Origin of the sequence: uncultured Altererythrobacter sp., from assembly GCF_913057185.1 — a bacterium.
Lineage (GTDB): Bacteria > Pseudomonadota > Alphaproteobacteria > Sphingomonadales > Sphingomonadaceae > Erythrobacter > Erythrobacter rubellus.
Genome location: NZ_CAJXNK010000001.1, coordinates 1,342,020 through 1,367,257, shown reverse-complemented (window position 1 = coordinate 1,367,257; position 25,238 = coordinate 1,342,020). Strand labels below are relative to the sequence as shown.

General features: G+C 58.1%; 24 protein-coding genes. 19 read left to right on the top strand and 5 right to left on the bottom strand.

The window, feature by feature from the left end:
• Nucleotides 1–33: 33 nt before the first annotated feature.
• Complete coding sequence (locus QZ487_RS06910) at nt 34–1,026, bottom strand: AAA family ATPase (protein ID WP_285974921.1); 993 nt, start codon at nt 1,024–1,026, stop codon at nt 34–36.
• 90 nt (nt 1,027–1,116) lie between these two features.
• Between QZ487_RS06910 and QZ487_RS06905 the strand changes: the two genes are divergently transcribed.
• Together QZ487_RS06905 and QZ487_RS06900 are read left to right on the top strand one after the other, a co-directional pair.
• Nucleotides 1,117–1,962 carry an oxygenase MpaB family protein gene (locus QZ487_RS06905; protein ID WP_296023902.1) on the top strand — a complete coding sequence of 282 codons (846 nt, stop codon included), beginning with the start codon at nt 1,117–1,119 and terminating at the stop codon, nt 1,960–1,962.
• 27 nt (nt 1,963–1,989) lie between these two features.
• Nucleotides 1,990–2,622, top strand: a complete 633-nt coding sequence (locus tag QZ487_RS06900; protein ID WP_285974919.1) for a glutathione S-transferase family protein — start codon at nt 1,990–1,992, stop codon at nt 2,620–2,622.
• Here the strand turns inward: QZ487_RS06900 and QZ487_RS06895 are convergent.
• Nucleotides 2,619–3,212, bottom strand: coding sequence for a J domain-containing protein (locus tag QZ487_RS06895; protein WP_296023900.1), 594 nt, complete (start codon nt 3,210–3,212; stop codon nt 2,619–2,621). The two genes, QZ487_RS06900 and QZ487_RS06895, sit on opposite strands and share 4 nt — an antisense overlap.
• 53 nt (nt 3,213–3,265) lie before the next feature.
• Here QZ487_RS06895 and QZ487_RS06890 point away from each other — a divergent pair, with 53 nt between their 5' ends.
• The 11 genes from QZ487_RS06890 (at nt 3,266) to QZ487_RS06840 (ending at nt 14,768) form a co-directional block, all read left to right on the top strand.
• Nucleotides 3,266–3,550: a BolA family transcriptional regulator gene (locus QZ487_RS06890; RefSeq protein WP_285974917.1), complete on the top strand. Its 285-nt coding sequence runs from the start codon at nt 3,266–3,268 to the stop codon at nt 3,548–3,550.
• A gap of 4 nt (nt 3,551–3,554) precedes the next feature.
• Complete coding sequence (locus QZ487_RS06885) at nt 3,555–4,436, top strand: pirin family protein (RefSeq protein ID WP_296023899.1); 882 nt, start codon at nt 3,555–3,557, stop codon at nt 4,434–4,436.
• A 36-nt stretch (nt 4,437–4,472) separates the two neighbouring features.
• On the top strand, nt 4,473–5,285 hold the full coding sequence (locus QZ487_RS06880; protein ID WP_296023898.1) for an SDR family NAD(P)-dependent oxidoreductase: 813 nt from the start codon (nt 4,473–4,475) through the stop codon (nt 5,283–5,285).
• Between the two features lie 2 nt (nt 5,286–5,287).
• Nucleotides 5,288–6,181, top strand: a complete 894-nt coding sequence (locus QZ487_RS06875; protein WP_296023897.1) for an alpha/beta hydrolase — start codon at nt 5,288–5,290, stop codon at nt 6,179–6,181.
• 287 nt (nt 6,182–6,468) lie between these two features.
• Complete coding sequence (hisG, locus tag QZ487_RS06870; protein ID WP_296023895.1) at nt 6,469–7,137, top strand: ATP phosphoribosyltransferase; 669 nt, start codon at nt 6,469–6,471, stop codon at nt 7,135–7,137.
• Nucleotides 7,137–8,426: a histidinol dehydrogenase gene (hisD, locus tag QZ487_RS06865; protein ID WP_285976973.1), complete on the top strand. Its 1,290-nt coding sequence runs from the start codon at nt 7,137–7,139 to the stop codon at nt 8,424–8,426. The genes hisG and hisD overlap by 1 nt, the downstream gene beginning before the upstream one ends.
• A complete protein-coding gene (gene nusB, locus QZ487_RS06860; RefSeq protein ID WP_296023894.1) occupies nt 8,423–8,890 on the top strand; it encodes a transcription antitermination factor NusB in 468 nt (155 codons plus the stop codon). Before hisD ends, nusB begins: the two co-directional genes overlap by 4 nt.
• Nucleotides 8,891–8,913: 23 nt before the next feature.
• On the top strand, nt 8,914–9,741 hold the full coding sequence (thiL, locus tag QZ487_RS06855) for a thiamine-phosphate kinase (RefSeq protein ID WP_296023893.1): 828 nt from the start codon (nt 8,914–8,916) through the stop codon (nt 9,739–9,741).
• 143 nt (nt 9,742–9,884) lie between these two features.
• Nucleotides 9,885–12,002 carry a sodium-translocating pyrophosphatase gene (locus tag QZ487_RS06850; RefSeq protein WP_296023892.1) on the top strand — a complete coding sequence of 706 codons (2,118 nt, stop codon included), beginning with the start codon at nt 9,885–9,887 and terminating at the stop codon, nt 12,000–12,002.
• Between the two features lie 119 nt (nt 12,003–12,121).
• A complete protein-coding gene (locus QZ487_RS06845) occupies nt 12,122–13,030 on the top strand; it encodes an acyl-CoA thioesterase II (protein WP_285974909.1) in 909 nt (302 codons plus the stop codon).
• A gap of 205 nt (nt 13,031–13,235) precedes the next feature.
• Nucleotides 13,236–14,768 (top strand): carotenoid oxygenase family protein, encoded by a 1,533-nt coding sequence (locus QZ487_RS06840; protein WP_296023890.1) that lies wholly within the window; start codon nt 13,236–13,238, stop codon nt 14,766–14,768.
• A 59-nt stretch (nt 14,769–14,827) separates the two neighbouring features.
• On the opposite strand, the gene QZ487_RS06835 is transcribed toward QZ487_RS06840, so the two are convergent.
• Nucleotides 14,828–15,190 carry a hypothetical protein gene (locus QZ487_RS06835; protein WP_296023889.1) on the bottom strand — a complete coding sequence of 121 codons (363 nt, stop codon included), beginning with the start codon at nt 15,188–15,190 and terminating at the stop codon, nt 14,828–14,830.
• 253 nt (nt 15,191–15,443) lie between these two features.
• Nucleotides 15,444–17,396, bottom strand: a complete 1,953-nt coding sequence (gene uvrC / locus QZ487_RS06830; RefSeq protein ID WP_296023888.1) for an excinuclease ABC subunit UvrC — start codon at nt 17,394–17,396, stop codon at nt 15,444–15,446.
• 132 nt (nt 17,397–17,528) lie between these two features.
• On the opposite strand from uvrC, the gene QZ487_RS06825 reads away from it, so the two are divergent.
• Nucleotides 17,529–18,791 (top strand): APC family permease, encoded by a 1,263-nt coding sequence (locus QZ487_RS06825; protein WP_285974905.1) that lies wholly within the window; start codon nt 17,529–17,531, stop codon nt 18,789–18,791.
• 18 nt (nt 18,792–18,809) lie between these two features.
• Complete coding sequence (locus tag QZ487_RS06820; RefSeq protein WP_285974904.1) at nt 18,810–19,985, top strand: NAD(P)/FAD-dependent oxidoreductase; 1,176 nt, start codon at nt 18,810–18,812, stop codon at nt 19,983–19,985.
• Nucleotides 19,986–20,256: 271 nt separating this feature from the next.
• Here the strand turns inward: QZ487_RS06820 and QZ487_RS06815 are convergent, their stop codons facing one another.
• The gene (locus QZ487_RS06815) at nt 20,257–23,055 is read right to left on the bottom strand and encodes a hypothetical protein (RefSeq protein ID WP_296023886.1); all 2,799 of its coding nucleotides are present in this window, start codon (nt 23,053–23,055) and stop codon (nt 20,257–20,259) included.
• A 194-nt stretch (nt 23,056–23,249) separates the two neighbouring features.
• On the opposite strand from QZ487_RS06815, the gene infA reads away from it, so the two are divergent.
• Genes infA through QZ487_RS06795 form a run of 4 tightly spaced genes read left to right on the top strand, consistent with a single transcriptional unit; the run spans nt 23,250 to nt 25,232 of the window.
• Nucleotides 23,250–23,507 carry a translation initiation factor IF-1 gene (infA, locus tag QZ487_RS06810; RefSeq protein ID WP_067600927.1) on the top strand — a complete coding sequence of 86 codons (258 nt, stop codon included), beginning with the start codon at nt 23,250–23,252 and terminating at the stop codon, nt 23,505–23,507.
• A 15-nt stretch (nt 23,508–23,522) separates the two neighbouring features.
• Complete coding sequence (locus QZ487_RS06805; RefSeq protein WP_285974902.1) at nt 23,523–24,095, top strand: nucleoside triphosphate pyrophosphatase; 573 nt, start codon at nt 23,523–23,525, stop codon at nt 24,093–24,095.
• On the top strand, nt 24,088–25,047 hold the full coding sequence (locus QZ487_RS06800; protein WP_296023884.1) for a ribonuclease: 960 nt from the start codon (nt 24,088–24,090) through the stop codon (nt 25,045–25,047). The genes QZ487_RS06805 and QZ487_RS06800 overlap by 8 nt, the downstream gene beginning before the upstream one ends.
• On the top strand, nt 25,044–25,232 hold the full coding sequence (locus tag QZ487_RS06795) for a DNA gyrase inhibitor YacG (protein WP_285974900.1): 189 nt from the start codon (nt 25,044–25,046) through the stop codon (nt 25,230–25,232). The genes QZ487_RS06800 and QZ487_RS06795 overlap by 4 nt, the downstream gene beginning before the upstream one ends.
• Nucleotides 25,233–25,238 lie beyond the last annotated feature (6 nt).

The following is a 25,238-nucleotide window of genomic DNA, read 5'->3' as shown; positions in this document are numbered from 1 at the left end:
TGTTATCCAATTAACACAGTGATTGCCAGTCCCTTAGGACATTTTTCCGGCACCGCTCGGCAGATCTTCGTCAAACACGCGTTGGTAGTATTCGCTCACGATCACCCGTTCGGATTCGTCGCATTTGTTCAGGAACGAAAGCCGGAATGCGAAGCCAATCGATTTGAATATCTCCGCATTCTGCGCCCAGGTCATAACGGTACGCGGGCTCATGACGGTCGAGATGTCACCATTCATGAAACCCTGACGCGTCAGATCAGCCACCTTGACCATGTCGGCAATCGTCTTGTCATCCGTTTCCGGGCTCTTTGACTTGACGATCTTCTGTTCCACCTCCGGCTTGAGATAGTTGAGCGCAACAACGACATTCCAGCGGTCCATCTGCGCCTGGTTAATCGCTTGCGTGCCGTGATACAGCCCGCTGGTGTCGCCCAGCCCGACCGTGTTTGTCGTCGCGAACAGACGGAAGAATTTGTTCGGCGTGATCACCTTGTTCTGATCGAGCAGCGTCAATGCACCTGACGCTTCCAACACGCGCTGGATAACGAACATCACATCTGGGCGACCGGCATCATACTCGTCAAAGGTCAATGCGACGGCATGCTGCAATGCCCACGGAAGAATGCCTTCCTTGAATTCAGTTACCTGCAGGCCGTCTTTCAGAACAATGGCGTCGCGGCCAACAAGATCGATTCGGCTGATATGCGCATCCAGGTTCACGCGAACGCTGGGCCACTTCAGGCGCGCTGCAACCTGCTCGATGTGGGTCGATTTACCCGTACCGTGATAGCCCTGCACCATCACCCGGCGGTTATGTGCAAAGCCCGCAAGGATCGCTAGCGTTGTGTCCGGATCGAACACATAGCTGTCGTCTTTCTCCGGCACACGCTCATCGGCTAGGCTGAAGGCGGGGACTTGCCAATCAACATCGATCCCGAACGCGTCACGCACGTCGAGTACTGTGTCAGGCTCTGGAAACAGGGTCTTGCCTGTTCCATCGTAATCGGTTTCCATCAAGCTAGCCATGCATCGAACGCCTATACACGTGCACGCGCCGCTGCAAGCGTTGCGAAGTCAACATTTTCATTAGTCCGCAACAAGCTGTATTGTTCGCCAATGGCAGGAACCGATCCGATAGAACAGTTACGCCTAGGCTTGGTCGAGCGCGTGCGCGGTGTGTTCAATGACACAGCGCAAGGCGAGCAGCCAACGCCACCATCGGACGAAGCCTTGTTTGAAAGGGATTCGCCGATTCGCATGGTGCACGCCGATCTGGTGGGCATGATGGTGGGCGGGATTCGCGCGCTGCTGCTGCAAATGTTGCATCCTGACGCATTGCAAGGCGTGATAGACCATTCGAATTTCCGCGAGGACATGCACGGGCGACTGCGCCGCACAGCGAAGTTTATCGCAGTGACCACCTTTGCTCATCGCGACGAAGCGATGAAAGCTATCGAACGGGTCAACCGCATCCATTCCAAGGTTTCAGGCACACTGCCGGATGGAACACCGTATTCGGCGACCAATCCGCGTACGCTGGCCTGGGTGCATGTGACCGAAGCCTCGAGCTTTCTCGCTGGATATCTGCGCCATGTGCGCCCCGATATGCCTGGCTATGAGCAAGACGAGTACTATCGCCAGTTTGCAGTGATTGCGAAAGCATTGGGCGCAGATCCTGTCCCGATCAATCGCAATGAGGCCGAAGAGGTGCTCCGCGAGCTTCGCGATGAATTGCGGACATCACCTGAGGCACGCGAAATTGCACAGTTGGTGCTGACGCAGCGTCCGCCCGGTACCCCGCCAGGAATGCAGAGCGTTCTCGGCGGCGACGCAGTCGAAATGCTGCCGCCGTTTGCCCGCACCATGCTGGGCCTGCAACGCCCTGGCATCGCCGCCCTGCCTGCGCGCGCCGCAACATGGGGAATGGGCAAAACACTGCGCTGGGCGTTCAAGCAGAATTGAGTTAGCTTCAGCTGAGGGAGAGAGCCTATGGCCGAGTTCACATTTTACACTGTCGCGATGAGCCGAGGCCAGATTGCGCGCTGGGCGCTACATGAGGCGGGCGCGGACTACGAGCACGTGGTGTTTGACTGGGCGACGCGACCAGAGAACTTCAAAGGCATAAATCCGATGAACAAAGTGCCCACTTTGGTTCACCATCATGGCGGGCATGATCACATTGTGACCGAAGCGGCGGCAATCTGTCATTATCTCGCCGAAACGCACCCGCAAGCCGGATTGCTTCCTGACGAGCATGAGCGCGCCGCCTATTTTCGCTGGCTGTTCTTTGCTGCTGGCCCGCTTGAACAAGCGGTAATCGCAAAGGCAATGAACTGGGAGGTGCCCCCCGAGCGCAGCGGCATGGCTGGGTTCGGCTCGCTCGACCTTACATTGGGTGCGTGCCACGATTGGCTAAGCCAAAACGATTTCGCAGCAGGCAGTCGTTTCACAATGGCAGACGTCTATTTCGGCAGCCAGTTCATCTGGGGCTTGCGGTTTGGTTCGATTGAAGAACGGCCGGCGTTCAAAGCCTATGTCGAGCGGATCACATCACGACCGAAATGTGTCGAAGCGGTCGCAGTCGACCAGAAATTGATCAATGATGCGGCAGAGAGCAGCTAAACGAAAGCGCGGCTTTTCCTAAGTAATTGATAGGCTTCCACTACGTTATTGAGCCGGTCTTCAAACTTCCGATCGCCGCCATTTCGATCAGGGTGATAGCGCCGTACCAGCTCTGAATAGCGTCGCCGCAATCGCCGCTGATCGGTGTCCAGCCCCAGCCCCATAGTGTCGAGCGCACGCGCCTCATCGGGTGAGAACCTGCCATCCATCGCCATCCTGGCTGCCCGCTCTGCGCGGCTCTTTATTCCTGCCATGCGCGCGCTGATCGCGTCCAGCGGATCGTCGAAATCGGCCCAGCGTGGCATACCATCGACGCCAGCCGTTGGCCTGAAACTGGGGTTCTCCGTCTTCCATCCCGACGCGGGCGATTGCGCTTCCAGAATTTCTTCTGCGCTCATCCCCTCAAACCAGTCATATCCGGCATTGAACTCGCGAACGTGATCCAAGCAGAACCAGCGATATTCGCCCGGCCCATCAAAACCGTTTGCGCGATAGCCCGGAGCGCGGAACTCGCCATCCTGCTGGCACGTAGGGTGCTGGCACACCTGCCCGGTGTCTTCGAAACGTCCATGAAACCTAGTCTGAGCCACGCACGGCAAGATGGTCATGGACAAGCGCGATGGGAACCCCCAAATTCACTTTCATGACAGGTTCTATAGCTCAAGAAATGGAAGAACTGCTGCGCGCAGCGCTTCATCCCACCCACCTCGATATTATCAATGACAGCACATTGCACCACGGGCATTCCGGTGACGATGGCAGCGGCGAATCGCACTTTACCATTGTGATCGAAAGCAAAGCTTTTGACGGTGTCTCACGACTTCAGAGGCAACGCATGGTCAACGCGGCGCTGCACAATATTCCCGGAGAACGGGTCCACGCATTGGCGATCAAGGCGCGCGCTCCAGGTGAACATAAGGGCGGATAGCACTATGATTGAGCAAACCGTCACACCAACTACGCATGATCTTGGCCAGTTCGAGGTCCGCCGCGTGTTGCCAAAGCGCGAGCGCACGATGGTTGGACCCTTTATCTTTGTTGACGAGTTTGGCCCCGCACAGCTTGACGTCGGCAGCGCGATGGATGTGCGCCCGCACCCGCATATCAATCTTGCGACTGTAACTTGGCTGTTTGAAGGCGCGATCGAACACCGCGACAGTCTCGGCACGTTTTCCACCATTCGCCCCGGAACAGTAAATTTGATGACGGCGGGAAAAGGGATCGTCCATTCGGAACGCTCACCTGCTGAAGAACGCGCTATCGGGCCGAAACTCTACGGTATACAAACCTGGCTCGCCCTGCCGGATGGACGCGAAGAAATCGATCCTGCGTTCGAAGCAGTTAATGACCTTCCGGTTATCGAGGACCAATGCGCCAAGGCCACGATCATCATGGGCGAGCTTTGGGGCAAGCGCGCAACTACAACCACCTATGCTGACACAATATACGCAGAGATTGTGCTCGCGCCCACGGGGTCCCTACCTATTGAGGTGAGCGCGGACGAACGCGCGGTCATGCTTGTGGGCGGCGAAGCCAGCGTCGATGGGCAAGCGCTTGGGCTCTATGAATTGAGCGTGCTCGCACCGGGCAGGAATATGATGCTTTCAAGCGAACGGGGCGGGCGAATTATGCTGGTAGGGGGTGAAGCCTTCTCGACTCCGCGCCACGCCTGGTGGAACTTCGTCAGCTCTGACAAAGAGCGTATTCGCCGAGCCAGCGAGGACTGGAAAGCAGGTCGCTTCCCAAAAGTGCCGGGAGACGCAGAGGAGTATATCCCGCTACCCGAAGGAAGGCCAAAAACCGTCACTGACTAAAACAGACGCGGGTGATCCGCGCAGGGATAGAGATAAATGGATTTCACCGGCAAGGTGGTTTGGATCACTGGCGCATCATCCGGGATTGGCGCTGCGCTGGCGCGCAAATGGGCCAGCCGCGGCGCTCATCTGGTGCTGTCTGGCCGCGATGAAGCGCGGCTTGCAAAGGTCGCTGCGGATTGCGGCGAAACATTGATCCTGCCGTTCGACGTGCGCGACGATGCCGCGCTTGCAGATGCCACGGCCAAAGCCATCGATTGGAAAGGTGGCGTAGACGCAGCCGTCGCCAATGCCGGCGTCTCCCAACGCAGCCAGGCACACAAGACCGAGATGAGCGTCTATCGCGACATTATCGATATCGACCTGACCGCGCAGATTGCCTTCACGCAAGGGTTGATCGGACACATGGCTGAACGCGGCTCTGGCAACCTGCTCTTCATTTCGTCAATCGCAGGCAAGGTCGGCGTGCCAATGCGCACTGCCTATTGCGCGGCGAAGTTCGGCCTTGCCGGCTATGCCGATGCGCTTCGAGCGGAATTGAGCCAGAAGGGTGTCTCCGTCCATGTCATTTATCCCGGTTCAATAGCCACCGATGTCAGCCGCAACGCGCTGACATCTGACGGCAGCAAGCGCGGGCGCAGCGACAAAGTGATCGACGAAGGGATTCGGCCCAATGACGCAGCCAAAACCATGATCGATGCAGTTGCCGCGGGCGAGCGCGAAATCATTGTGGCTGAAGGTATGGAACAGGCCATGGGCGAAATGCGGCGCACACCGGATCAGCTGTTCGATCAGGTCGCGGCCATGGTCGCCGCTGGATATATCGAGAAGATGGAATCGGAAGGCTGACAATGGAGCAAAAGCGCGTATCGCTCGCGAACGGTATCGAACTTGACGTGGTCGATGAAGGCCCGGTCGACGCCCCTGCCCTAATTTTCCTGCATGGTTTTCCCGAAAGCCATCGCACATGGCGACACCAAATCGCACATTTCAGTGACCGTTTTCGGTGCATTGCCCCCGATCAGCGCGGCTATCGCGGTTCTTCAAAACCGCAAGAAGTCGACGCCTATACGCCCGACAAGCTGATCGGTGATGTCTTTCTTCTCGCCGACGCACTGAGAATCGCCAAGTTCACTATCGTGGGACACGATTGGGGTGGCGCGATTGCCTGGGGTGTGGCACTGGGTGGACAGCATACCCGCGTGGAGAGTGCGATTATTGCCAATGCTCCGCATCCGGCCGTGTTTCAGAAGCTGCTCTACACCAATCGCGGCCAGCGTGAGGCGAGCCAATATATTCGCGCGTTTCGTGACCCTGCCAATGATGGCATGATCCGCGAGAAGGGGATCACCGGCATCCTGAAACAGGAAGTGAATTGGGACCGGCCCGACACAATGCCCGCTGAAGAACGCGCGCAATTGCTAAGGGATTGGGAAGATCGCGACGCGTGTTTCGGCATGCTCAATTACTATCGCGCCAGCCAGATGACTGTCCCAACGATGGACGAGCCGTTCGAAGTTCCCGCGGGTTACACGCCTCCGCCAATTCCCAAGCTGACGATCCCGACGCTGGTGATCTGGGCGCTGGATGATTTGGCATTGCCGCCGGAAAATCTCGAAGGGCTGGACGAAGTGATCGATCCACTAACCATCGTTCAAGTGCCCGATTGCGGGCATTTCGTTCCTTGGGAGGCGCCGGACAAGGTGATCGCCGCGATGGAATATTTCTTGGCAGCCAACGGCTAGCCCGCCAACCATTCGACCCGCGCCCGCGATCCGCAGCAGCATGGCGTCTTTCACCGCCAGCTCTTGCCAATTGGCCATGCTCCGGCCGGTCGCAGTGTCTCCATCAAGCAACTTCAGAGTAGCGCGAATAAAGCGCCCCGTGCCAGGCGCCCCACCCTTTTCAGCATGCTCAGCCTGCCATTCGATGCCCTCTCTGACACGGATGTCATGTCCATCAACGCACTATCCGCCACTGCGCCTCCTTTTCATTGCCCTTTCTGCCGCCAGTCACTAAGTGCCGCCACGCAATGACTGACATCGTGAACAAACTGCTGACTTTCGCCATTCCCAAAGGCCGCATTCTCGATGAATCGCTGCCCTTGATGGCGCATGCAGGCGTGGTGCCGGAAGATGCCTTTCACGACAAAGGCAACCGCGCGCTAAGTTTTGCAACAACGCGTCCAGATATGCGGCTGATCCGCGTGCGCGCTTTCGACGTAGCCACCTTCGTCGCGCATGGCGCAGCGCAGATCGGTATCGTCGGCTCTGACGTGATCGAGGAGTTCGATTACGCTGACCTTTATGCACCGGTTGATCTGGACATCGGCCACTGCCGACTGTCGGTTGCACGCGTAGCCGGGGACGAAGCACCAAGCAGCACAGTCAGCCATCTGCGCGTTGCAACCAAATACCCCAATCTCACGCGCCGACATTTCGAGGCGCAAGGCATTCAGGCTGAGTGCGTCAAGCTGAATGGGGCTATGGAATTGGCACCGTCGCTGGGTTTGGCGCGGCAGATCGTGGATCTGGTATCAACCGGCGCGACACTGAAGCAAAATGGTCTGGTCGAGACTGATCGTATCTTGGACATTTCTGCGCGGCTGATCGTCAATCGCGCGGCGCTGAAAACCGATCCACGCGTCGCTGAACTTGTGTCTGCCTTCCGCGAGTTTGCCAGCAAGAAAGCTGCGGCTTGATGCAAAGACTGGTTTCCTCTGATCCAGGCTTTGCTGCCGCATTCGATGCCTTGGTCAATGCTCGGCGCGAAAGCGATGCTGATGTCAGCGCAGACGTTGCCCGCATATTGGCTGACGTAAAGGCGCGCGGCGATGCGGCGCTGGCGGAATATTCGCAGCGTTTCGATAGTCACGAACTGGCCAGCGATTGCGACTGGATCATCACCGCGGATGAATGCAAAGAAGCATACGAGGCTCTGGACGGCGAATTACGCGACGCGCTGGAACTCGCAGCAGAGCGGATCCGCGCCTATCATGCCGACCAGCTTCCCGCGAACCGCGATTTCACCGATGATGCGGGCGTGCGCCAAGGTGCGATCTGGCGCGCGGTTGATGCGGCTGGTCTGTATGTTCCGGGCGGACGTGCAGCCTATCCATCCTCGCTGCTGATGAATGCCATTCCAGCTAAGGTAGCAGGGGTAGAGCGGTTGGTGGTGGTCACCCCTACCCCGCAAGGAAAGACCAACCCATTGGTTCTCGCGGCTGCGCACATGGCAGGCGTCGACGAGATCTGGCGTGTCGGCGGCGCACAAGCAGTCGCAGCGCTAGCCTATGGAACCGATCGCATCGCCAAAGTGGATGTCATTACTGGCCCGGGCAATGCCTGGGTGGCAGAGGCGAAACGCCAGTTGTTCGGCGTCGTCGGGATCGACATGGTCGCTGGCCCAAGCGAAATCCTAGTGATTGCGGACAAGCACAATCGCGCAGACTGGATCGCAGCAGACTTGCTCAGTCAGGCGGAACATGACCCGACTTCGCAATCAATCCTGATCACTGACGACGCCGGTTTTGCCGATGCGGTGTCGGCGCAGGTTGAAGCACAACTGGTCGAGCTTGCTACCTGTGAAACGGCCACTGCGAGCTGGAACGCAAATGGTGCTATCATCATCGTCGACAATGTGGCCGATGCAGCACCGCTCGCTGATCAGTTGGCCGCTGAGCATGTCGAACTTGCAGTAGCTGACCCGGAACCCTTACTCAAAGCGATCCGTCACGCTGGCAGCGTTTTCCTTGGCCGGATGACGCCGGAGGCCATCGGTGACTATGTGGCAGGGCCAAACCATGTTTTGCCCACCGGGCGACGTGCGCGTTTTGCCAGCGGGCTTTCCGTGCTCGATTTTATGAAACGCACCAGCTTTATTGCATTGGACGATGCTTCGCTCGGCAGGATCGGTCCTGCTGCGGTATCGCTGGCACATGCAGAGGGCTTGCCCGCGCACGCCAAATCGGTTGAATTGAGGCTCAAATGAATACCCCCGCTCGCTCTCAGGCCCGGTCTGCTGCACGTCTTGCTGCGGTTCAGGCGCTTTACCAGATGCAAATGGAAGGCACTGCCCTTGCCAGACTGCTCAACGAATTTCACCAGCACCGGCTGGGCTGCGAAGTCGATGACGAAGATCATGAAGGCGAGGTCTTTGCCGATGCCGAAGTCGATTTCTTTGACGATATCGTCAGCGGAGTGGATGCCCGCCGCGAGGAGATTGATGAACTGCTTGTCGGCAAGTTGGCCGACGGGTGGACAATAGCGCGGCTCGACAAGACCATGCTGCAAATCCTGCGCGCCGGGGCCTACGAATTGATGGCCCGCGCCGATGTGCCAACCGCAACTGCGATCAATGAGTATGTCGATGTCGCAAAAGCTTTCTTCGACGATCGCGAAGCCAAATTCGTCAACGGCATCCTTGATGCCATTGGCAAGGATGTGCGGTCATAGACGAACGCGGTTTCATCGAAGCCTTGCGCAAACTCCCGCTGCATCCGGGCGCGCGCGGGCTTGATGATGATTGCGCGATAATTGAGATCGGTAATGAAGCGCTGATCCTGACTCATGACATGATCGTCGAAGGCACGCATTTCCAGGAAGGCGGCGACTTGGCGGACGCCGCTTGGAAGCTGGTCGCGGTGAATCTGTCAGATCTCGCGTCCAAAGGTGCAGAACCGATAGGTGTGCTGTTAGGCCATAGCCTTGGCAGTGGCGACGAACGGTTTCTTGAAGGCTTGCATGAAGTGCTCTCCGCCCATGATGTTCCTTTGCTTGGCGGGGATACGATCAAGGCAACTGGTAAACGCACTTTCGGCTTAACCGCAATCGGTCGAGCCTCGCATACACCGGTTCCGTCGCGCTGCGGCGCGCAGATTGACGATCAGTTATACGTCACAGGGCAGCTGGGTTGCGCGATGTTGGGTTTTGAAGACGATCCAGAACATCTAGCCGCCTACAACCGCCCTACCCCCCGCCTTAGTGAAGGCCAAGCTCTCGCACCACATGTAAGCGCAATGATGGATATCTCGGACGGGCTGATGCTTGATGCTTTCCGCATGGCAAGTGCAAGCGAAGTCTCTATTGCAATCGACAGTGCACTCGTACCCGTGGCATCGAATGAAAGACGCAATGAATGCATGCGTTGGGGCGATGATTACGAGTTATTATTCACGCTACCGCTCGAATCCGAACCACCTATCGACTGCATGCGCATTGGCACAGTCGAACAGCAAGGTTTTGCGCCGCTGATACTCGATGGCAATCCGATCGTGAACCCGGAAGGTTTAGGCTACCAACACTAGCGAAACTGGTGAAACGCAAGGAAATTGGCCGCAAACCGCCGATTTCACCCTTGTCACCCGCGTCGCATACCGTATAGCACCTGCACTAATCGCCTCTGCGTCCGCAGGGGCGTATTTCCACGTGGGTTTAAGGGGAAGAGTTCGTGGACCTAATTCGTATTTCAATCGGGCTGGGACTGCTTGCCATCGTATATGGCATTTTCACCAGCCGCCAAGTTCTCGGGGCAGATCCCGGGAACGCAAAAATGCAAGAAATCGCCGGTGCCATTCAAGAAGGCGCGCAGGCCTATCTCAATCGCCAATACACTACCATTGGCGGCGTCGGTGTGGTTGTCGCAATCTTGGTCGGGGTGTTCCTCGGCGCGATCCCGGCTGTAGGTTTCGTTATCGGCGCAGTCCTGTCAGGAGTTGCAGGCTATATCGGGATGAACATCTCGGTTCGCTCCAACGTACGCACAGCACAGGCAGCAAGCACTGGTTTGCAGCAGGGCCTCACCATCGCATTCCGCGCTGGCGCGATCACCGGCATGCTGGTGGCAGGCTTGGCTCTTCTGGCTATCGCTGTATTCTTCTACGTTCTGATCGGTCCGATGGAACTCGAAGAGAACAGTCGTGCGGTCATTGACGGGCTGGTTGGGCTGGCATTCGGTGCATCGCTGATCTCGATCTTCGCACGTCTGGGCGGTGGTATCTTCACCAAGGCTGCAGACGTTGGCGCCGACCTGGTCGGTAAAGTCGAGGCAGGCATTCCTGAAGACGACCCCCGCAATCCGGCGACCATCGCTGATAACGTGGGCGACAATGTTGGCGACTGTGCCGGCATGGCTGCCGACCTGTTCGAAACCTATGTTGTGACCGTTGGCGCAACCATGGTTCTGATGGCGCTGCTTCTGACCGGTATTGGCGATCTGTTGCTGCCATTGATGGCACTTCCGCTGCTGATTGGCGGCGCGTGTATCGTGACATCAATCATTGGCACTTACTTTGTCCGTCTCGGCAATGGCACAAATGTCATGGGCGCGATGTACAAGGGCTTCGTCGTTACCGCCGTTCTGGCGATCCCACTGATCTGGTATGCAACGTCATACGCACTGGGCACAGCTGGCATGGACATGAACACAGTGCTCAATCCGGGCCTGGGTATGGTCGAATTTACCGGCCGTGACTTGTTCTATTGCTCGTTGATCGGTCTGGTTCTGACCGGCGTCATCATCTGGATCACAGAGTACTACACCGGCACCAACTACCGTCCGGTACGCTCGATCGCCAAGGCTTCAGAAACGGGCCACGGCACCAACGTGATCCAGGGTCTGGCAATCAGCCTTGAATCAACCGCTCTGCCTACCATCGTGATCATCGCTGCGATCATCGGCGCATACCAGCTTGCTGGTCTGCTCGGCCTCGCATTCGGTGCTACGGCAATGCTCGCACTTGCTGGCATGGTTGTCGCGCTTGATGCTTACGGCCCAGTAACCGACAATGCTGGCGGTATCGCTGAAATGGCCGGTCTGGACGAAAGCGTCCGCGAAAAGACCGACCTACTCGACGCGGTTGGCAACACCACCAAGGCTGTGACCAAGGGCTATGCAATCGGCTCCGCCGGTCTCGCAGCGCTCGTGCTGTTCGCTGCATACACCGCTGACCTTCGCGAGTATTTCCCGAACGCTGAAGTCAACTTCAGCCTCGAGAATCCTTACGTGATCGTCGGTTTGCTGCTCGGCGCATTGCTGCCGTACCTGTTCGGTGCAATGGGCATGACCGCTGTTGGCCGCGCTGCGGGTGACGTGGTTGTAGACGTGCGTGACCAGTTCGCGAACGACCCGGGCATCATGGAGGGCACCAGCCGTCCAGACTATGCCCGTACCGTTGACCTGGTGACCAAGGCCGCAATCAAGGAAATGATCATCCCGTCGCTGCTTCCGGTGCTTGCGCCGATCGCGACCTACTACGTGATCTACTTCCTGGCGGGCCAGAACGAAGCGTTCGCGGCCGTAGGCGCTCTACTCCTCGGCGTGATCGTAGGCGGTCTGTTCGTTGCCCTGTCGATGACAGCTGGTGGTGGCGCCTGGGATAACGCCAAGAAGTACATCGAAGACGGTAACCACGGCGGCAAGGGCTCTGAAGCTCACAAGGCTGCTGTAACTGGTGACACTGTGGGTGACCCGTACAAGGATACCGCAGGCCCGGCCGTGAACCCGATGATCAAGATCACCAACATCGTCGCATTGCTTCTGCTTGCTGCACTGGCTGGTGCTCACTAAGACAAGAGTTCCCCTTGAGGGACTGGGACCCCGCTCGGAGCGATCCGGGCGGGGTTTTTCTTTGGTCTGAGGAATTTGGCGCGTTGACGTTCGCGTCAGCGCGAAGCAATGCTTCCTTCATGACCGACACAGCCTCCCCCGAACGCATGGTCGCCGGCCTTGTAAAGCTGCTCACAGTGGAGCCCGCTGGCGCAATGCAATTCACTGGCAAAGCGCAGAAGAATGGCGTCGGCCGGATGTTCGGCGGACAAGTGATCGCACAAGCGCTCCAGGCCGCGCAAGCAACGGTCGGCGATGGCAAGGAAGCGCATTCCATGCACGCGTACTTTCTGCGCGGGGGCAAAGAAGGCCCGGAAACCACGTTGGATGTCGCGGCCGATTTCGACGGGCGCAGCTTCTCCAACCGCCGCGTCGTCGCCAGCCAATTGGAAGAGGATGGCAGCAACCGCCCAATCCTTAATCTGGTGGCCAGCTTCCAGAAGCCCGAGCCGGGGCTTGAGCATGACGACTATCAGATGCCCGATGTCCCGCAGCCCGAGGATTTGCGCCCCGATATGGAGCTCCGCCGCGAATATGCGGACCAGGCCGGGATCGAAGGCACAGCGCGCGATGTCATGCTCCGCCCGCGCCCCATCGATATGCGTACGACCGACAAGCTGCACTGGATGAATTCAGAACCCCGCCAGCCCAGCGCGCATAGCTGGTTCCGCGCAGCTGCGCCTCTGCCCGATGATCCCGCGCTGCACCGCGCGGTGATCGCCTATGCCAGTGACTTTACATTACTTGGCACCAGCGCATTGCCGCATGGCCTGTCATGGATGCGCGGCGAGTTGACCGGGGCGAGCCTGGATCACGCCATCTGGTTCCACCGTCCAGCCCGCGCGGACGAATGGCTGCTGTACGCCACCGATGCACCCTGGAGCGGCGCCGGGCGCGGCTTCAATCGCGGACGTATCTTCAACCGCGACGGCAAACTGATCGCCAGCGTAGCTCAGGAAGGCATGATCCGTCGGAGGAACAAGAGCTGATCATTCGCCTGCGGTCCGCCCGAAACCCTACAGCATGGAACACTTGGAACACTGTCCAGAGCGCGAAAATCCATCAGCCTGTTTCCGGCAAGAAATCCCCGATCACTGCGAGTTCAAAGAACGGCATCCGTGTAGTCACCTCGTGTGAAGTAGGAAACTTGCGTAGCGGCCGGGACGCGCTACTCTCCGCGCCGAGAGGAACGTCATGCAAATTACTCGCGAAGCACCGTTGCAATACTCGCTGGAGCCCAGCAACCACCCCTATTTATCTGGTCCGTGGACACCCGTGCATGAAGAAGTGTCAGTCGACGAACTCGAAGTGATCGAAGGTGAAGTGCCCGCCGACATCGACGGGATCTACATCCGCAACACGGAAAACCCCATCCACCAGCCACTTGGCCGCCATCACCCCTTCGATGGTGATGCGATGATCCATCAGGTCGACATTCGGGGCGGCAAGGTCAGCTATCGCAACCGCTTTATCCGCACGCATTGCTTCGAGGCTGAACAGATTGCCGGCCAATCGCTCTGGGGCGGCTTGATGGACCCAAAAGGCACATCGAAACGGCCCGGTTTCGGCGCGCATGGCGGGCTGAAGGACACTGGCAGTACTGATATCATTGTGCATGCGGGTGTAGCTTACGCCACGTTCTACCAATGCGGTGAAGCATGGATGGTGGACCCGGTTTCGCTGGAAAACCTCGGCAAGGCACCATGGGGGCCGCTCGATGGCGTCTCTGCACATCCCAAGGTGGATGAAGAGACCGGCGAGATGATGTTCTTCAACTATTCGGTCCATGCGCCATACATGCACTATGGCGTTGTCGATCGCTCGGGCAAGCTGGTGCATTATGTCCCGATCCCCTTGCCCGGCCCTCGCCTGCCGCATGACATGGCGATCACGAAGAATTGGTCGATCCTGAACGACATGCCGCTGTTCTGGGACCAGGAAGCGCTGAAGAAGGACATTCACGCCGCGCGCATGCACGACGGCGTACCGACACGGTTCGCACTGATACCGCGCCACGGCCAGCCGGAAGATATCCGCTGGTTCGAAGCCTCACCGACCTATGTGCTCCATTGGACCAACGCCTATGAGGCCAAGAATGAAAACGGCGAGGATGAGGTTGTGCTGGAAGGCTATTTCCAGGACAAACCGATGCCCGATCCTCTCGAAGAATTCGGGCGTTACGCGCATATGATGGCGTATGTAGACGAGCACAGCTTCCAGCCGCGCATGCATCGCTGGCGTTTCAACTTGAGCACCGGCGAGACTTCGGAGGAGCGCCTGTCTGATCGCATCGTTGAATTTGGCATGATCAATCCGGCGTATTCGATGAAGAAATCACGCTATGTCTGGCACACGACCAGCAAGCCGGGCTGGTTCCTGTTCAACGGATTTGTGAAGCACGATACCGAGACTGGCGAGGAGCAAGTGTTTGAGCTTCCCGAAGGTGTCTATGCGAGCGAGAGCCCGATTGTACCGCGGAAAGGGGCGCAATCTTCGTCAAGTAGCGGTTGCGAAGCACAGCCGAAGGCTGAACCGATAGGACGACAAGGACGCGAAGATGACGCCTATCTGGTCACCTTCCTGATCGACGAGAATAGCGGCACGTCCGAATTCGCAATCCTGGATGCACGCGACGTGACGAAAGGGCCGATATGTCGACTGGCTTTGCCGCACAAGATCAGCAGCGGCGTGCATTCGACCTGGGTGGAACGGACGATGCTAGGGTAACTCTTCAATTACCGCAATTGGGGTGGAAAGCAGACATTCGGTCCAGCCCAAACTTCTGCCTATTTTCGTCTGTTTGCCGACCAAAGAAACACGCCCGAAAAGAGCGCTCCGGCAACACTTGCCACCACAAAGAAGCGCCCCGAAAGCAGAATGTCCTCGTTCCAATACATCCACGCTCCAGCCACGGCGAAAGCTAAGCTACTGCCCCCAATTATGACTTCTGTTTTGATCAGCTTTCTCGGATCGGCAGGTTTTCCCGTTCCAGCCTCTGTCACTGGCCGACCAAATACATGAACAGCAATCGCCATGATGGCTAATCCCCCAATAGCCATCCACCAAACCGCAATGATCGGCACGATAAAGTAGAGAATATCTTCAAACATCAATTGGTAGCCATAACAAAGCATTGGTTCGCTGCCCATATCAGCAATGCGCGCACTTACGAAGGTCAGCTACTGGGTCGTTTTCAGACATTCCAGTTTCGTCATTCCCGCGAACGCGGGGATGAAAAAGTATCTAACGGATACTCTCCTGGCCTTCGACAAGCTCAGTTTAAGCGTGTGTGTGCATCAATGAATGGCAGATCCAGGGTTGTTGACGGACATCCACCCGTCATGATTGCAATCTCAAGCAAGAGAGCACAGCTTTCGTTGGGGTGCCTGTAGTCACATCCCTTCACCCACCTGCGTGGTAAAAATCATAAATCTTGCGCGCCACCGCATCAGAGACGCCCGGCGCGCGCTGCAAATCTTCCAATGCCGCCGCGCGAACCTTGCTTGCCGTGCCGAAATGCAAGAGCAGTGCGCGCTTGCGAGCCGGCCCGATGCCCGGGATCTCATCAAGCGGCGAAGCAGTGATCGCGCGGCTGCGTTTGGCACGGTGCGCGCCAATGACATAGCGGTGCACTTCGTCGCGCAGATTTTGCAGATGGAACAGCACCGGCGAATTGGTTGGCAGGGTTTTTTCGCGCCCGTCGGGGAAGTGGAACACCTCCCGTCCCTCACGCCCGTGGTGCGGCCCCTTGGCAATTGCGATCAGCGGCACATCTTCGATACCCAATTCTTCCAGCGTATCACGCACCGAAGACATCTGGCCTTTGCCGCCATCGATCAGGACAAGGTCAGGCCAGACTGCCCCTTCACCGGAAGTCTCGCGATCTGGATCGTCCTTGATCGCGCGTTCAAACCGCCGCCGCATCACTTCGCGCATCATGCCGAAATCATCGTTGGTCTGCGCTTCCTTGATATTGAACTTGCGATACTGGTTTTTGACGAAGCCATCCGGTCCCGCAACCACCATCGCGCCAACCGCCTTGGCGCCTTGGATATGACTGTTGTCGTAAATCTCGATCCGCTGCGGCGGGCTTTCCAGCTCGAGGAATTCCGTCATTTCGCGCAAGGTCTTGGCCTTTGTGCCGCGTTCGGCCAGCCGCCGGTCAAGCGCTTCTTCAGCATTCCGGCTTGCCTGTTGCATCAGCTTGCGCCGCTCGCCGCGCTGCGGAACAGATACGCTGACCTTCCTGCCCGCCAGTTCTGACAGCGCGGCTTCTACCAGCTCGGTTTCAGGAAGCGGACGATCGACCAGCACAGTCGCCGGCGGGGGCACTTCCTCATAAAACTGCAGGATCACGTTGGAGAGAACCTGATCTTCCGCCACATCCTTGGTATGGGTCGGGAAGAAGGCCCGATGGCCCCAATTCTGCCCGCCGCGAATAAAGAATGCCTGCAGGCCGACCTGTCCGCCCTTCGTAGCTAGCGCGAACACGTCTGCATCGCCTACGCCCTGGGCATTGATAGCCTGGCTACCCTGAATGAAGGTCGCTGCACGCAATCGGTCACGCAGAATTGCGGCGGTTTCAAAATCCAGGTCTTCCGCAGCCTTCTTCATCTGTTGTTCCAGATCAGCCTGCACGGCAGAGGATTTGCCAGACAGGAAATCCTTCGCTTGGCGCGTCAGATCGGCGTAATCCGTTTCGTTGATCCGCCCCACGCACGGCGCACTGCACCGTTTGATCTGGTAAAGCAGGCAAGGCCGGTCACGGCGGCTAAAAAAACTGTCGGTGCAGGATCTGAGAAGAAACAGTTTCTGAAGCGCATTGATCGTGGTGTTGACGCTGCCCGCGCTGGCAAACGGCCCATAGTAATTGCCTTTCGCCTTGCGCGCACCGCGATGTTTCATGATGCGCGGGAAATCATGCCCTTCGCGCAGCAGGATAAAGGGAAAGCTTTTGTCATCGCGCAACAACACGTTGAATGGCGGGCGATAGCGCTTGATCAGCTGTGCTTCCAATAGCAGCGCTTCTGCCTCGCTATTGGTGGTGACGATTTCCATGCTGCGGCATTGGCTGACCATGCGCTGCAACCGATTGGTCAGTTGCGGCACTTGCGTGTAATTCGCCACCCGAGCTTTCAGACTGCGTGCCTTGCCGACGTAAAGAACGTCTCCGCGCGCATCACACATACGATACACGCCCGGCACCGGCTTGAGCGTGTCCACCGTGTCGCGGATCGCTTTCACTCCGGCTTCAAGGTCGGGCTGCGCACTCGATACCGTATAGGCCGCGCGCTCCTCATTGAAGCGTTCGGCCCCTCTCGGGTCGTGCGGAGATCCTGCTTTGGCGCGTGACATGGGATGAGAGATAGGGGGCAAGACGCGCCAACTCAATTCCGCAAACGCACACAGCTATGCACAAAGAGCATGGGGCCGCTTGCACGCTCTGCCCGCACATGCGAACGGTGACACGGTCTCAGGGGGAATTGCATGAATGATCAAGTAAAGCCGCCGCGTACCGTTGGTGTCTGGGGGACCTCACTGATCCAGATCAACGGGATGATCGGTGCTGGGATCTTCGCCCTGCCTGCGGTTCTGGTCGCGGCGGTAGGCAGCTTTGCGCCGGTCATGATCATCATGGGTGGCATACTGATCTTGCCGTTGTGCCTTAGCTTTGCATGGCTTGCGACGCGCTTTGACAGAACGGGTGGCCCCGTTCTCTATGGTAAGGTAGCCTTTGGCAGCTTCGCAGGATTTCAGGCCGGCTGGGGTCGTGCTGCTTCGGGCATAGTCGCACTCGCAGCGAATACGCATGTGATGTTCAGCTATTTCGCAGCGATTTTTCCCGTTCTGGAGAACGAGACCATTAATTCTGCCGCAGTGTTTCTTACGCTGATTCTGGCGACGCTCTACAACATCCTGGGCATGCGCAGCTCGGTCAACGCACTGGGCGTATTGACCGTGCTCAAGCTTGTGCCGTTGGGGATATTGGTCTTGGCAGCGGTATTCGGAAACTTCACCTCACCGTCCATTATTCTGCCGGAATTCAGCGATGCAGAAACAGTCATTCTACTCACATTCTACGCTTTTACCGGCTTCGAAGGCGTTGTTGTACCCGCCGGTGAAATGAAGAACCCGAAACGGGATCTGCCGCGTGTAATCATTGTAACTCTTGCCGGCGTAACGCTTGCCTATGTGCTGATCATCTGGGCCTATCTGACGATAGTTACAGAGCCTTCCGGCGATGCCAACGCCTTAGCCGGAGCAGCTCAAATCGCTCTGGGGCAGGTTGGCGCGGCGATGATTGCGCTCGCAGCCGGTTTCTCGATCATGGCCAACACATTTGGCGGAATGGTTGTTGTACCACGAATTGTCTATGGAATGGCCGAGCAAGGCATGCTGCCGGGCTGGTTCGAGCGGATCCATCCGCGCTTTCTTACGCCAGCAAATGCGATCATGTTTTACGGTTTCACCGGTGCGCTGTTCAGCCTGACCGGCGGCTTTGCAGCACTTGCCGCCGCTAGCACTCTTACACGCATCCTGACCTATGTGATTACGGCTGCTGCATTGCCCATGATTGAACATCGTGAAGGCCGCATCAAGCCGCTGCATGGCCTGATGGCGGTTCTGGCGCTTGCATCGTGTGTCTGGATTGCCTCGCATGCCGGGATGCAATCATGGACAACCTTCGGCGGTCTTTTCGTTGTTGGAACAATTTTGTTCCTGATCGCACGGAGGCAAAGCGGCGATTAGCCAGAGGCGGTATGACCCGTGTTTAAAAACTACGATACCATTATCCTGGGCGGAGGGGCCGCCGGCCTGTTCTGCGCTGCGCGCGCTGGCCATCGCGGCAAACGCGTGCTGGTGCTTGAACGCGCGGCAAAGGTCGGCAAGAAAATCCTGATTTCAGGCGGTGGACGCTGCAATTTCACTAATGTGAATGCGGGCCCGGCAAACTATCTTTCCTCAAACCCGCATTTCGCCAAGAGTGCCCTCGCCCGCTACTCTCCGAAGGACTTCATCGAACTGGTCGATAGCTACGGCATCGCGCATCACGAAAAGACATTGGGTCAGCTGTTCTGTGACGGACCCGCCCAGCAGATCGTCGATCTTCTGCTGGCGGAGTGCGCAAAGGGAAATGTCGAAATCCGATGTGAAGAAGATATCGAAAAGGTCTCTCACTCTGATCAAGCCTTCACAGTCATAACCCAGAACGGCACCTATTCGGCGCCTGCCTTGGTGATTGCGACTGGCGGGCCTTCGATCCCCAAGATGGGCGCGACAGGCTTTGCCTATGATCTTGCGCGGCAGTTTGGCCTCAAAGTGGTCGAGCCGCGCCCTGCCCTCGTGCCGCTGACTTTGGGCGGTGAGCAAGTGCTCTTCCGGGAGATATCCGGCGTGTCCGCGCCGGTTGTGGCCACAGCCAACAAAGCAAGCTTTGCAGAAGCGGCCTTGTTCACGCACCGCGGCCTGTCTGGCCCGGCTATCTTGCAAGTCAGTTCATATTGGAAGCCCGGCGATGCGGTCAGCATCAATTTCCTGCCTGATCACAGCGAAGGCTGGCTGCTGGAAGCCAAGCGGCTCAAACCGCGCGCAACGCTGAGGTCTGTGTTTCGCGAAGTCCTTTCCGACCGGTTGGCAGACATTCTTGCGGACAAAATCGCTCTATCCACCGAGCTAGGCAATGCGCCGGACGCTAAACTGCGCGAGGCAGAGGCCCGTCTGTCACGCTGGATATTCCAGCCCAACGGCAGCGAAGGATTTGCCAAGGCGGAAGTCACGATCGGCGGCATCTCGACCGCTGAACTATCCTCCAAGACTATGGAATCACAGAAAATTCCTGGCCTTTATGCCATTGGCGAAGCTGTAGACGTGACCGGTTGGCTGGGCGGCTACAACTTCCAATGGGCCTGGGCCAGCGCTGTTGCAGCCGCAGACGCGCTTTAGACACCTTTGGCGTCATAGCAGTTGGGGGCCCTTCCCTTGCGGAACCTCCTGACGCAGGCGGTAAGTTGACCAGGCACGCGCTTCTGTTAGCGTCTGCAACAGAAAGGTGTCTCAAGGCATCGAAACGGGAGAGAACCGTTGCGTGATAATCGCAATCGCTGACAAGCTGGCACAGGACGAAGGCGAATGGGCGCCATTCGAGCCTTCGCTCGCGCAACAGTGGATGTATCCGCACACCGGCTTCAATTAAGCGCCGAGAACTCGCTTATTGTCAGAATACCTTGCGGATATCTATCCCAAGGTAGCGCCCGTTCGGATCGATCAAGAACGGTTGATAGCGGAGCGGCGTATCGCCGTTGTCGTCGACAATCCGGCGCTGCGCATCGAGCACATTGTTCGCCAATAGCGACACTGTAAGCCCCTTCAGCGGACCATTCTCTGCCCCTGTGAGCGTGCCCAGATTGGCAAAAACGCGCAGATTGAATGTGGCCAGATCTTCAAAGAACAGCGGGCTTGCGCCGGTTACGGCATTTCCGTTGATACGGGCTTTGCCAGTGTAAAAGCCTGACAAACGGATACCTTTCCCATCGCGGAAGAAACCGGCCTGGAGCTGGGTCGAATGTCGCGGCTGGCCGAAATCGCTTTGCGCATCACCATCGAGCAGATTCAGCACGACTCCGCCCTCTGCAATAAGGATCTGGTTTTCCAATTCAATCGTGTGGCTAAGGCTAGCAAAGTAGCTCCCTCGCACGTCGCGTCCGAAGCCGCCCGAGATCGGGTTGGGTATAGTGCCCGCGGGGCGTTGTTCGGAGTTATCGCCGCCGGAGGGCCCACCGCGCATTTGTTCCGGATCCATCGAGCAGATCCGCTCGCGGAATTGGCCAAGGCGTTCACGATCAATCGAGCCGTCTTCGCCCTTGAACCGTTCGAGCATGCGCTGCGCGCGCGTCAAATCAAGGTCAGGAAACTGCTCGGATAAATCTTCGCCACGCTCGACCGCTCCGGCGATCTGTTCCAGAAACGCCATACCATCATCGGCGCACAGCTTTTCGCGGAAAGCCATGAAGCGCTCACGCTGTTCAGGCGTAGGCGGGCCGCGGCCTTCAGCGCCGGGCGGCGGACCTGGCCGCCCTTCACGCCGCATTCCGGCGGGAGGGCCGCGCCGTCCACCATCGGCCTCTCCTGAAGCCGAACCGCCCCACGATCCGCGCGTGAACAGGCCGAACACAAGCCGCTCGCTGCGCGCGCTGTCGAAGGTCACAGAGCGTCGGTCGAGCGAGACCAGATTGCCGCCCGTCTCGCGCACCACTCGGTCGGGAAAAGCGACTTCGGTTTCTGCCGTCAGAGCGGGAAAGCCGCGCGTCACATCGCTTGATCGGTTGCGAATATACTCGCCGAAGAACGTCGTATTATCCCAAAACGGGATTTGCCAATTCGCGCTGAAGCGCCAATCACGCTGAGTCTCTGCCAGCAAGTCAGGGTTCCCGCCGCTGGTTACCGTTGCAAGGACTGTCTCTCCATTTACAAGATCGAACACCGGCACATTAAAGGTCGTGACGGTCGGGCTACCAAGATCGCTTAAGCCCGGCGCAGCTTCGCGCCATACGTAGGTAGCGGCCAGGTTGAGCCGATCTGTGGGCGCCCAGTTCAGCCCTGCCGTCCAATCCATCAGCGAACCGAAATCTGACAAATCCTCAAAGCCGATGCTGCCATTGAGCGAGAAGCTGCCCAGCGTATCGAGAAAGCCCTCTCTGCGGCTGGTGAGTGGAACAACGATACTGACCCCGCCTTCGAATTGGCGACGCGAAAGCTGCGTCTCGCCATCCGTTCGGGTGTCTTCACTGTTGATGCGTTGCCAGTTGAGGCCAAGATCGAAAGTCGTCGAAACCTCTCCGGCAGGAAGCAGCAGCGGGCTGCCGCGCAGGGTCGCCTTGTTGACGGTAGTGATGGTCTGACTGCGCGCCACGTCGAAGCCGGCGTCAGCTTGTACGGGAATCAGCCCGTCGATCGCCAGCATTCCTGAAGCCGCCGCGTCGATCAGTGCCTGTGTATCGACGCGCCTGTCGATCTCGGTCTCGTTTTCGATCAGACTGGCGTCTGCGGTTGCAGTGAATTGATAGCCGCCAAGCTGGCGCGAATAGCTCGCTGAACTGGACAACGTATCGCGCGCATTTCGTATCTCCAGCGGATCGTCCGCCCCGAAGGTGCGAAAGGCGCTACTACCATCAGGCGCGGTTAGCAGCACGCCATTGAGCCCCGACAAGCCAGTTCCATCAAAGCGATCATATTGCAGGTTCAGACTGACCGATGCTCCGCTGTCCAGAAAAGCTTTCGCCCAGTTAATCGACGCTTGCAGCTCGCGCGTGTCGTTGACTAGACTGCGAAACTGCGCGGGATCAGGATCGCTGGCGAGATCTGAAACCGAACCATCTGTCTGGACTATGTCCCTTTCAGCCTCGGTCAGTTGATTGCGATCGCTGGCCTCAAGGTTGAAGTTCATCCGCGCGCCATCATTGATCGTCAGCAGAGCGAATTCCTGCCCATTGCGCCAGTATCCGCCCCGGTCCGGCGCCTCGAACTCCAACTCGACTTCGCGGCTGGAGAAATTCTCTTTCAGGATGATGTTCACCACACGCCGATCCGGGGCAAAGCCAAAACGCTGGGCCACCTCCTCTGGCATCACTTCGACTTTAGCCACCGATTCAGGTGGGTAGCTTCGCAACTCGCGAAAGCTGCCAATGCGAATGCCGTTGACCAGGAAGACAGGTCGACCAGCGCCCCGTCCTTGAGAAGATCCCGTTTGCGGTCCGATCGCTTCGATCAACTCTTCGATCGAATTGGCGCCAAGCGAGGCAATATCAGCTTCGTTCAACTCGAGCAGCGGCGGTTGCTCTACATCGAGCTGACCACGCAGCCGCTCCGCCTGCACGACGATTGTGCCCGGAGCTGCTGGGGACGTATTGACCTCTACCGGCTGGGCCGCGTCTGGATTTTCTTGTTGCGCATGCGCGACAGTTCCAAAACCAACGCTAAGGCAGGTTGCGCTCAAAAGAAGATATCGGGGGGACATAGAGGCGCATTTCTCTCAATCGAAGCGGACTGACAAGCCGCTGAATTGTATCGGTTTGCATTAATGGTTTCGAAACGTGGCGCATTTCAGACGCATGGATGATTGCGGCTACAACGCACGAGGCTTCCCTTTTGCTCCCGGCGCGGCTAAAGCGCGCCAAATTCGACACTCACTAGGTAAAGCTAAGGAAATTCATGGCTAAAGAAGAACTCCTCGAAATGCGCGGCAAGGTGGTCGAACTGCTGCCTAATGCGATGTTCCGGGTCGAGCTCGAGAATGGCCACGAAGTCCTTGGCCACACTGCCGGCAAAATGCGCAAGAACCGCATTCGCGTTTTGGTGGGTGACGAAGTGTTGTGTGAACTCACACCTTATGACCTGACCAAGGCGCGTATCACCTATCGCTTCATGCCAGGTCGCGGCGGCCCGGGCCAAGGCCCCGGCCCAGCCTAAGCGCGCTGCTCGGATATGAGCGCGCCCATCCTGATACTTGGATCTGCCAGTCCACGTCGCCGCGAGTTGCTCGCGCGTCTGGGCGTGGTCCCTGATGCAGTCTCTCCCGCAGAGATCGACGAGACTCCGTTAAGGAGCGAGCTTCCGCGCGACTATGCCAAGCGCATGGCGCGCGAGAAAGCGATGGCAGTGTCTGGCAACGGGCACATTCTGGCAGGAGACACCGTCGTCGCGGCCGGGCGCCGCATTCTGCCGAAAGCCGAAGATGAAGCAACCGCACGCCAGTGCCTTGAGCTGTTGTCGGGGCGGAGGCACCGCGTACTGTCCGCGATTGCGCTGAAATCTTCCGATGGCGCCCTGCACGAGAAGCTAAGCGAGACCATCGTACGCTTCAAACGGTTGAGCGAAGCCGAAATCGCCGCCTATCTCGCCAGCGGTGAGTGGGAGGGCAAGGCTGGTGGCTATGCGATCCAGGGCATAGCTGAAGGGCTGATCGCATGGATTCAGGGCAGTCACTCTGGCGTAGTCGGCCTTCCCCTGTTCGAGACCCGCGCGCTGCTCAAAACCGCTGGATTCAACATTGGCTGAGTGGCTGATCGAGTATGGCATCGGTGAAGATCGCGCGATGCTGGTCGAAGGCGAAAGGGTGCTCGCAGCAAAGCTTCACTGGCCCGGCGAGATATTCGCGGGACAGATAGTTGAAGCGAAGCTGGTGTCGCGCGCCGCCGGATCGAGCCGCGGCACTGCGGTAACACAAACTGGCTCGCAAATCCTGCTTGATCGCATCCCTAAAGAGGTAACCGAAGGCAGCATGGTCGAAGTGGCGATCACTCGCCCGCCCATTGCAGAGATCGGTCGCACGAAACTTGCCCAAGGGCGCGTGACTGACGGCCTCCAGCACGGCAAGAATTCGTCATTTGACGGGCTCGATGCTCGCGCCATGCCGGGGTTCCCTTCCGGATTGTGGGAAGATATCTGGCACACAGCGTCCTCTGGTCAGGTCGATTTCGCAGGCGGATCAGCGATCTTCAGTGCGACCCCGGCGATGACGTTGATCGACATTGATGGCGAAGGGTCGCCCAAAGAACTCTCGCTCGCGGCTATCCCAGCGATTGCACAGGGCTTGGCGTGGTTTGATCTTGGCGGGAATATCGGGATAGACTTCCCTACCATCGAAGCAAAATCAGATCGCAAGGCAGTCGATAGCGCTCTGGCGAAAGCACTCGATCACTGGCCGCATGAGCGCACCGCAATGAACGGATTTGGCTTTGTACAGATCGTCGCACGGCTAGTGGGACCATCATTGGTTCACCGATTCGCTTCTTCACGCACCGGCATGTGCGCCCGCTATGCCCTGCGCGTTGCCGAGCGGGCCGAAGGCGCAGGCGTAACCCTGCTCACCGTCCACCCGGCGATCAAAGCCAAGCTCAAACCCGAATGGCTAGATGAATTGCGCAGGCGCACGGGTCGTGAATTGCGCGTAGAACCCGATCCCGGCCTTGCGCTTGAAGCGCCAAGTGCGCAAGTAATTGGGTCATGAGCAAATCTTCCAAACCCTGCCCCATCTGCAAGCGACCACGAACCGAGGAATTCACGCCCTTTTGTTCCAGCCGGTGCAAAGACCGTGATCTGGCGAAGTGGTTCGGCGACGGCTATGCCTTGCCCGGCCGACCAGCAGCTCCGGAAGAAATCGCGGGAGAGATCATCCGCGAAGAGCGCGACTGAAGCCGC

Coding starts and splice junctions, on each gene's coding strand:
- infA (WP_067600927.1), top strand. CDS start 23,250: ATGGCTAAAGAAGAACTCCTCGAAATGCGCGGCAAGGTGGTCGAACTG.
- QZ487_RS06875 (WP_296023897.1), top strand. CDS start 5,288: ATGGAGCAAAAGCGCGTATCGCTCGCGAACGGTATCGAACTTGACGTG.
- QZ487_RS06805 (WP_285974902.1), top strand. CDS start 23,523: ATGAGCGCGCCCATCCTGATACTTGGATCTGCCAGTCCACGTCGCCGC.
- QZ487_RS06840 (WP_296023890.1), top strand. CDS start 13,236: ATGCAAATTACTCGCGAAGCACCGTTGCAATACTCGCTGGAGCCCAGC.
- QZ487_RS06795 (WP_285974900.1), top strand. CDS start 25,044: ATGAGCAAATCTTCCAAACCCTGCCCCATCTGCAAGCGACCACGAACC.
- QZ487_RS06885 (WP_296023899.1), top strand. CDS start 3,555: ATGATTGAGCAAACCGTCACACCAACTACGCATGATCTTGGCCAGTTC.
- QZ487_RS06900 (WP_285974919.1), top strand. CDS start 1,990: ATGGCCGAGTTCACATTTTACACTGTCGCGATGAGCCGAGGCCAGATT.
- QZ487_RS06890 (WP_285974917.1), top strand. CDS start 3,266: ATGACAGGTTCTATAGCTCAAGAAATGGAAGAACTGCTGCGCGCAGCG.
- QZ487_RS06815 (WP_296023886.1), bottom strand. CDS start 23,055: ATGTCCCCCCGATATCTTCTTTTGAGCGCAACCTGCCTTAGCGTTGGT.
- QZ487_RS06880 (WP_296023898.1), top strand. CDS start 4,473: ATGGATTTCACCGGCAAGGTGGTTTGGATCACTGGCGCATCATCCGGG.
- hisG (WP_296023895.1), top strand. CDS start 6,469: ATGACTGACATCGTGAACAAACTGCTGACTTTCGCCATTCCCAAAGGC.
- uvrC (WP_296023888.1), bottom strand. CDS start 17,396: ATGTCACGCGCCAAAGCAGGATCTCCGCACGACCCGAGAGGGGCCGAA.
- QZ487_RS06835 (WP_296023889.1), bottom strand. CDS start 15,190: ATGGGCAGCGAACCAATGCTTTGTTATGGCTACCAATTGATGTTTGAA.
- nusB (WP_296023894.1), top strand. CDS start 8,423: ATGAATACCCCCGCTCGCTCTCAGGCCCGGTCTGCTGCACGTCTTGCT.
- QZ487_RS06910 (WP_285974921.1), bottom strand. CDS start 1,026: ATGGCTAGCTTGATGGAAACCGATTACGATGGAACAGGCAAGACCCTG.
- QZ487_RS06825 (WP_285974905.1), top strand. CDS start 17,529: ATGAATGATCAAGTAAAGCCGCCGCGTACCGTTGGTGTCTGGGGGACC.
- hisD (WP_285976973.1), top strand. CDS start 7,137: ATGCAAAGACTGGTTTCCTCTGATCCAGGCTTTGCTGCCGCATTCGAT.
- QZ487_RS06905 (WP_296023902.1), top strand. CDS start 1,117: ATGGCAGGAACCGATCCGATAGAACAGTTACGCCTAGGCTTGGTCGAG.
- QZ487_RS06845 (WP_285974909.1), top strand. CDS start 12,122: ATGACCGACACAGCCTCCCCCGAACGCATGGTCGCCGGCCTTGTAAAG.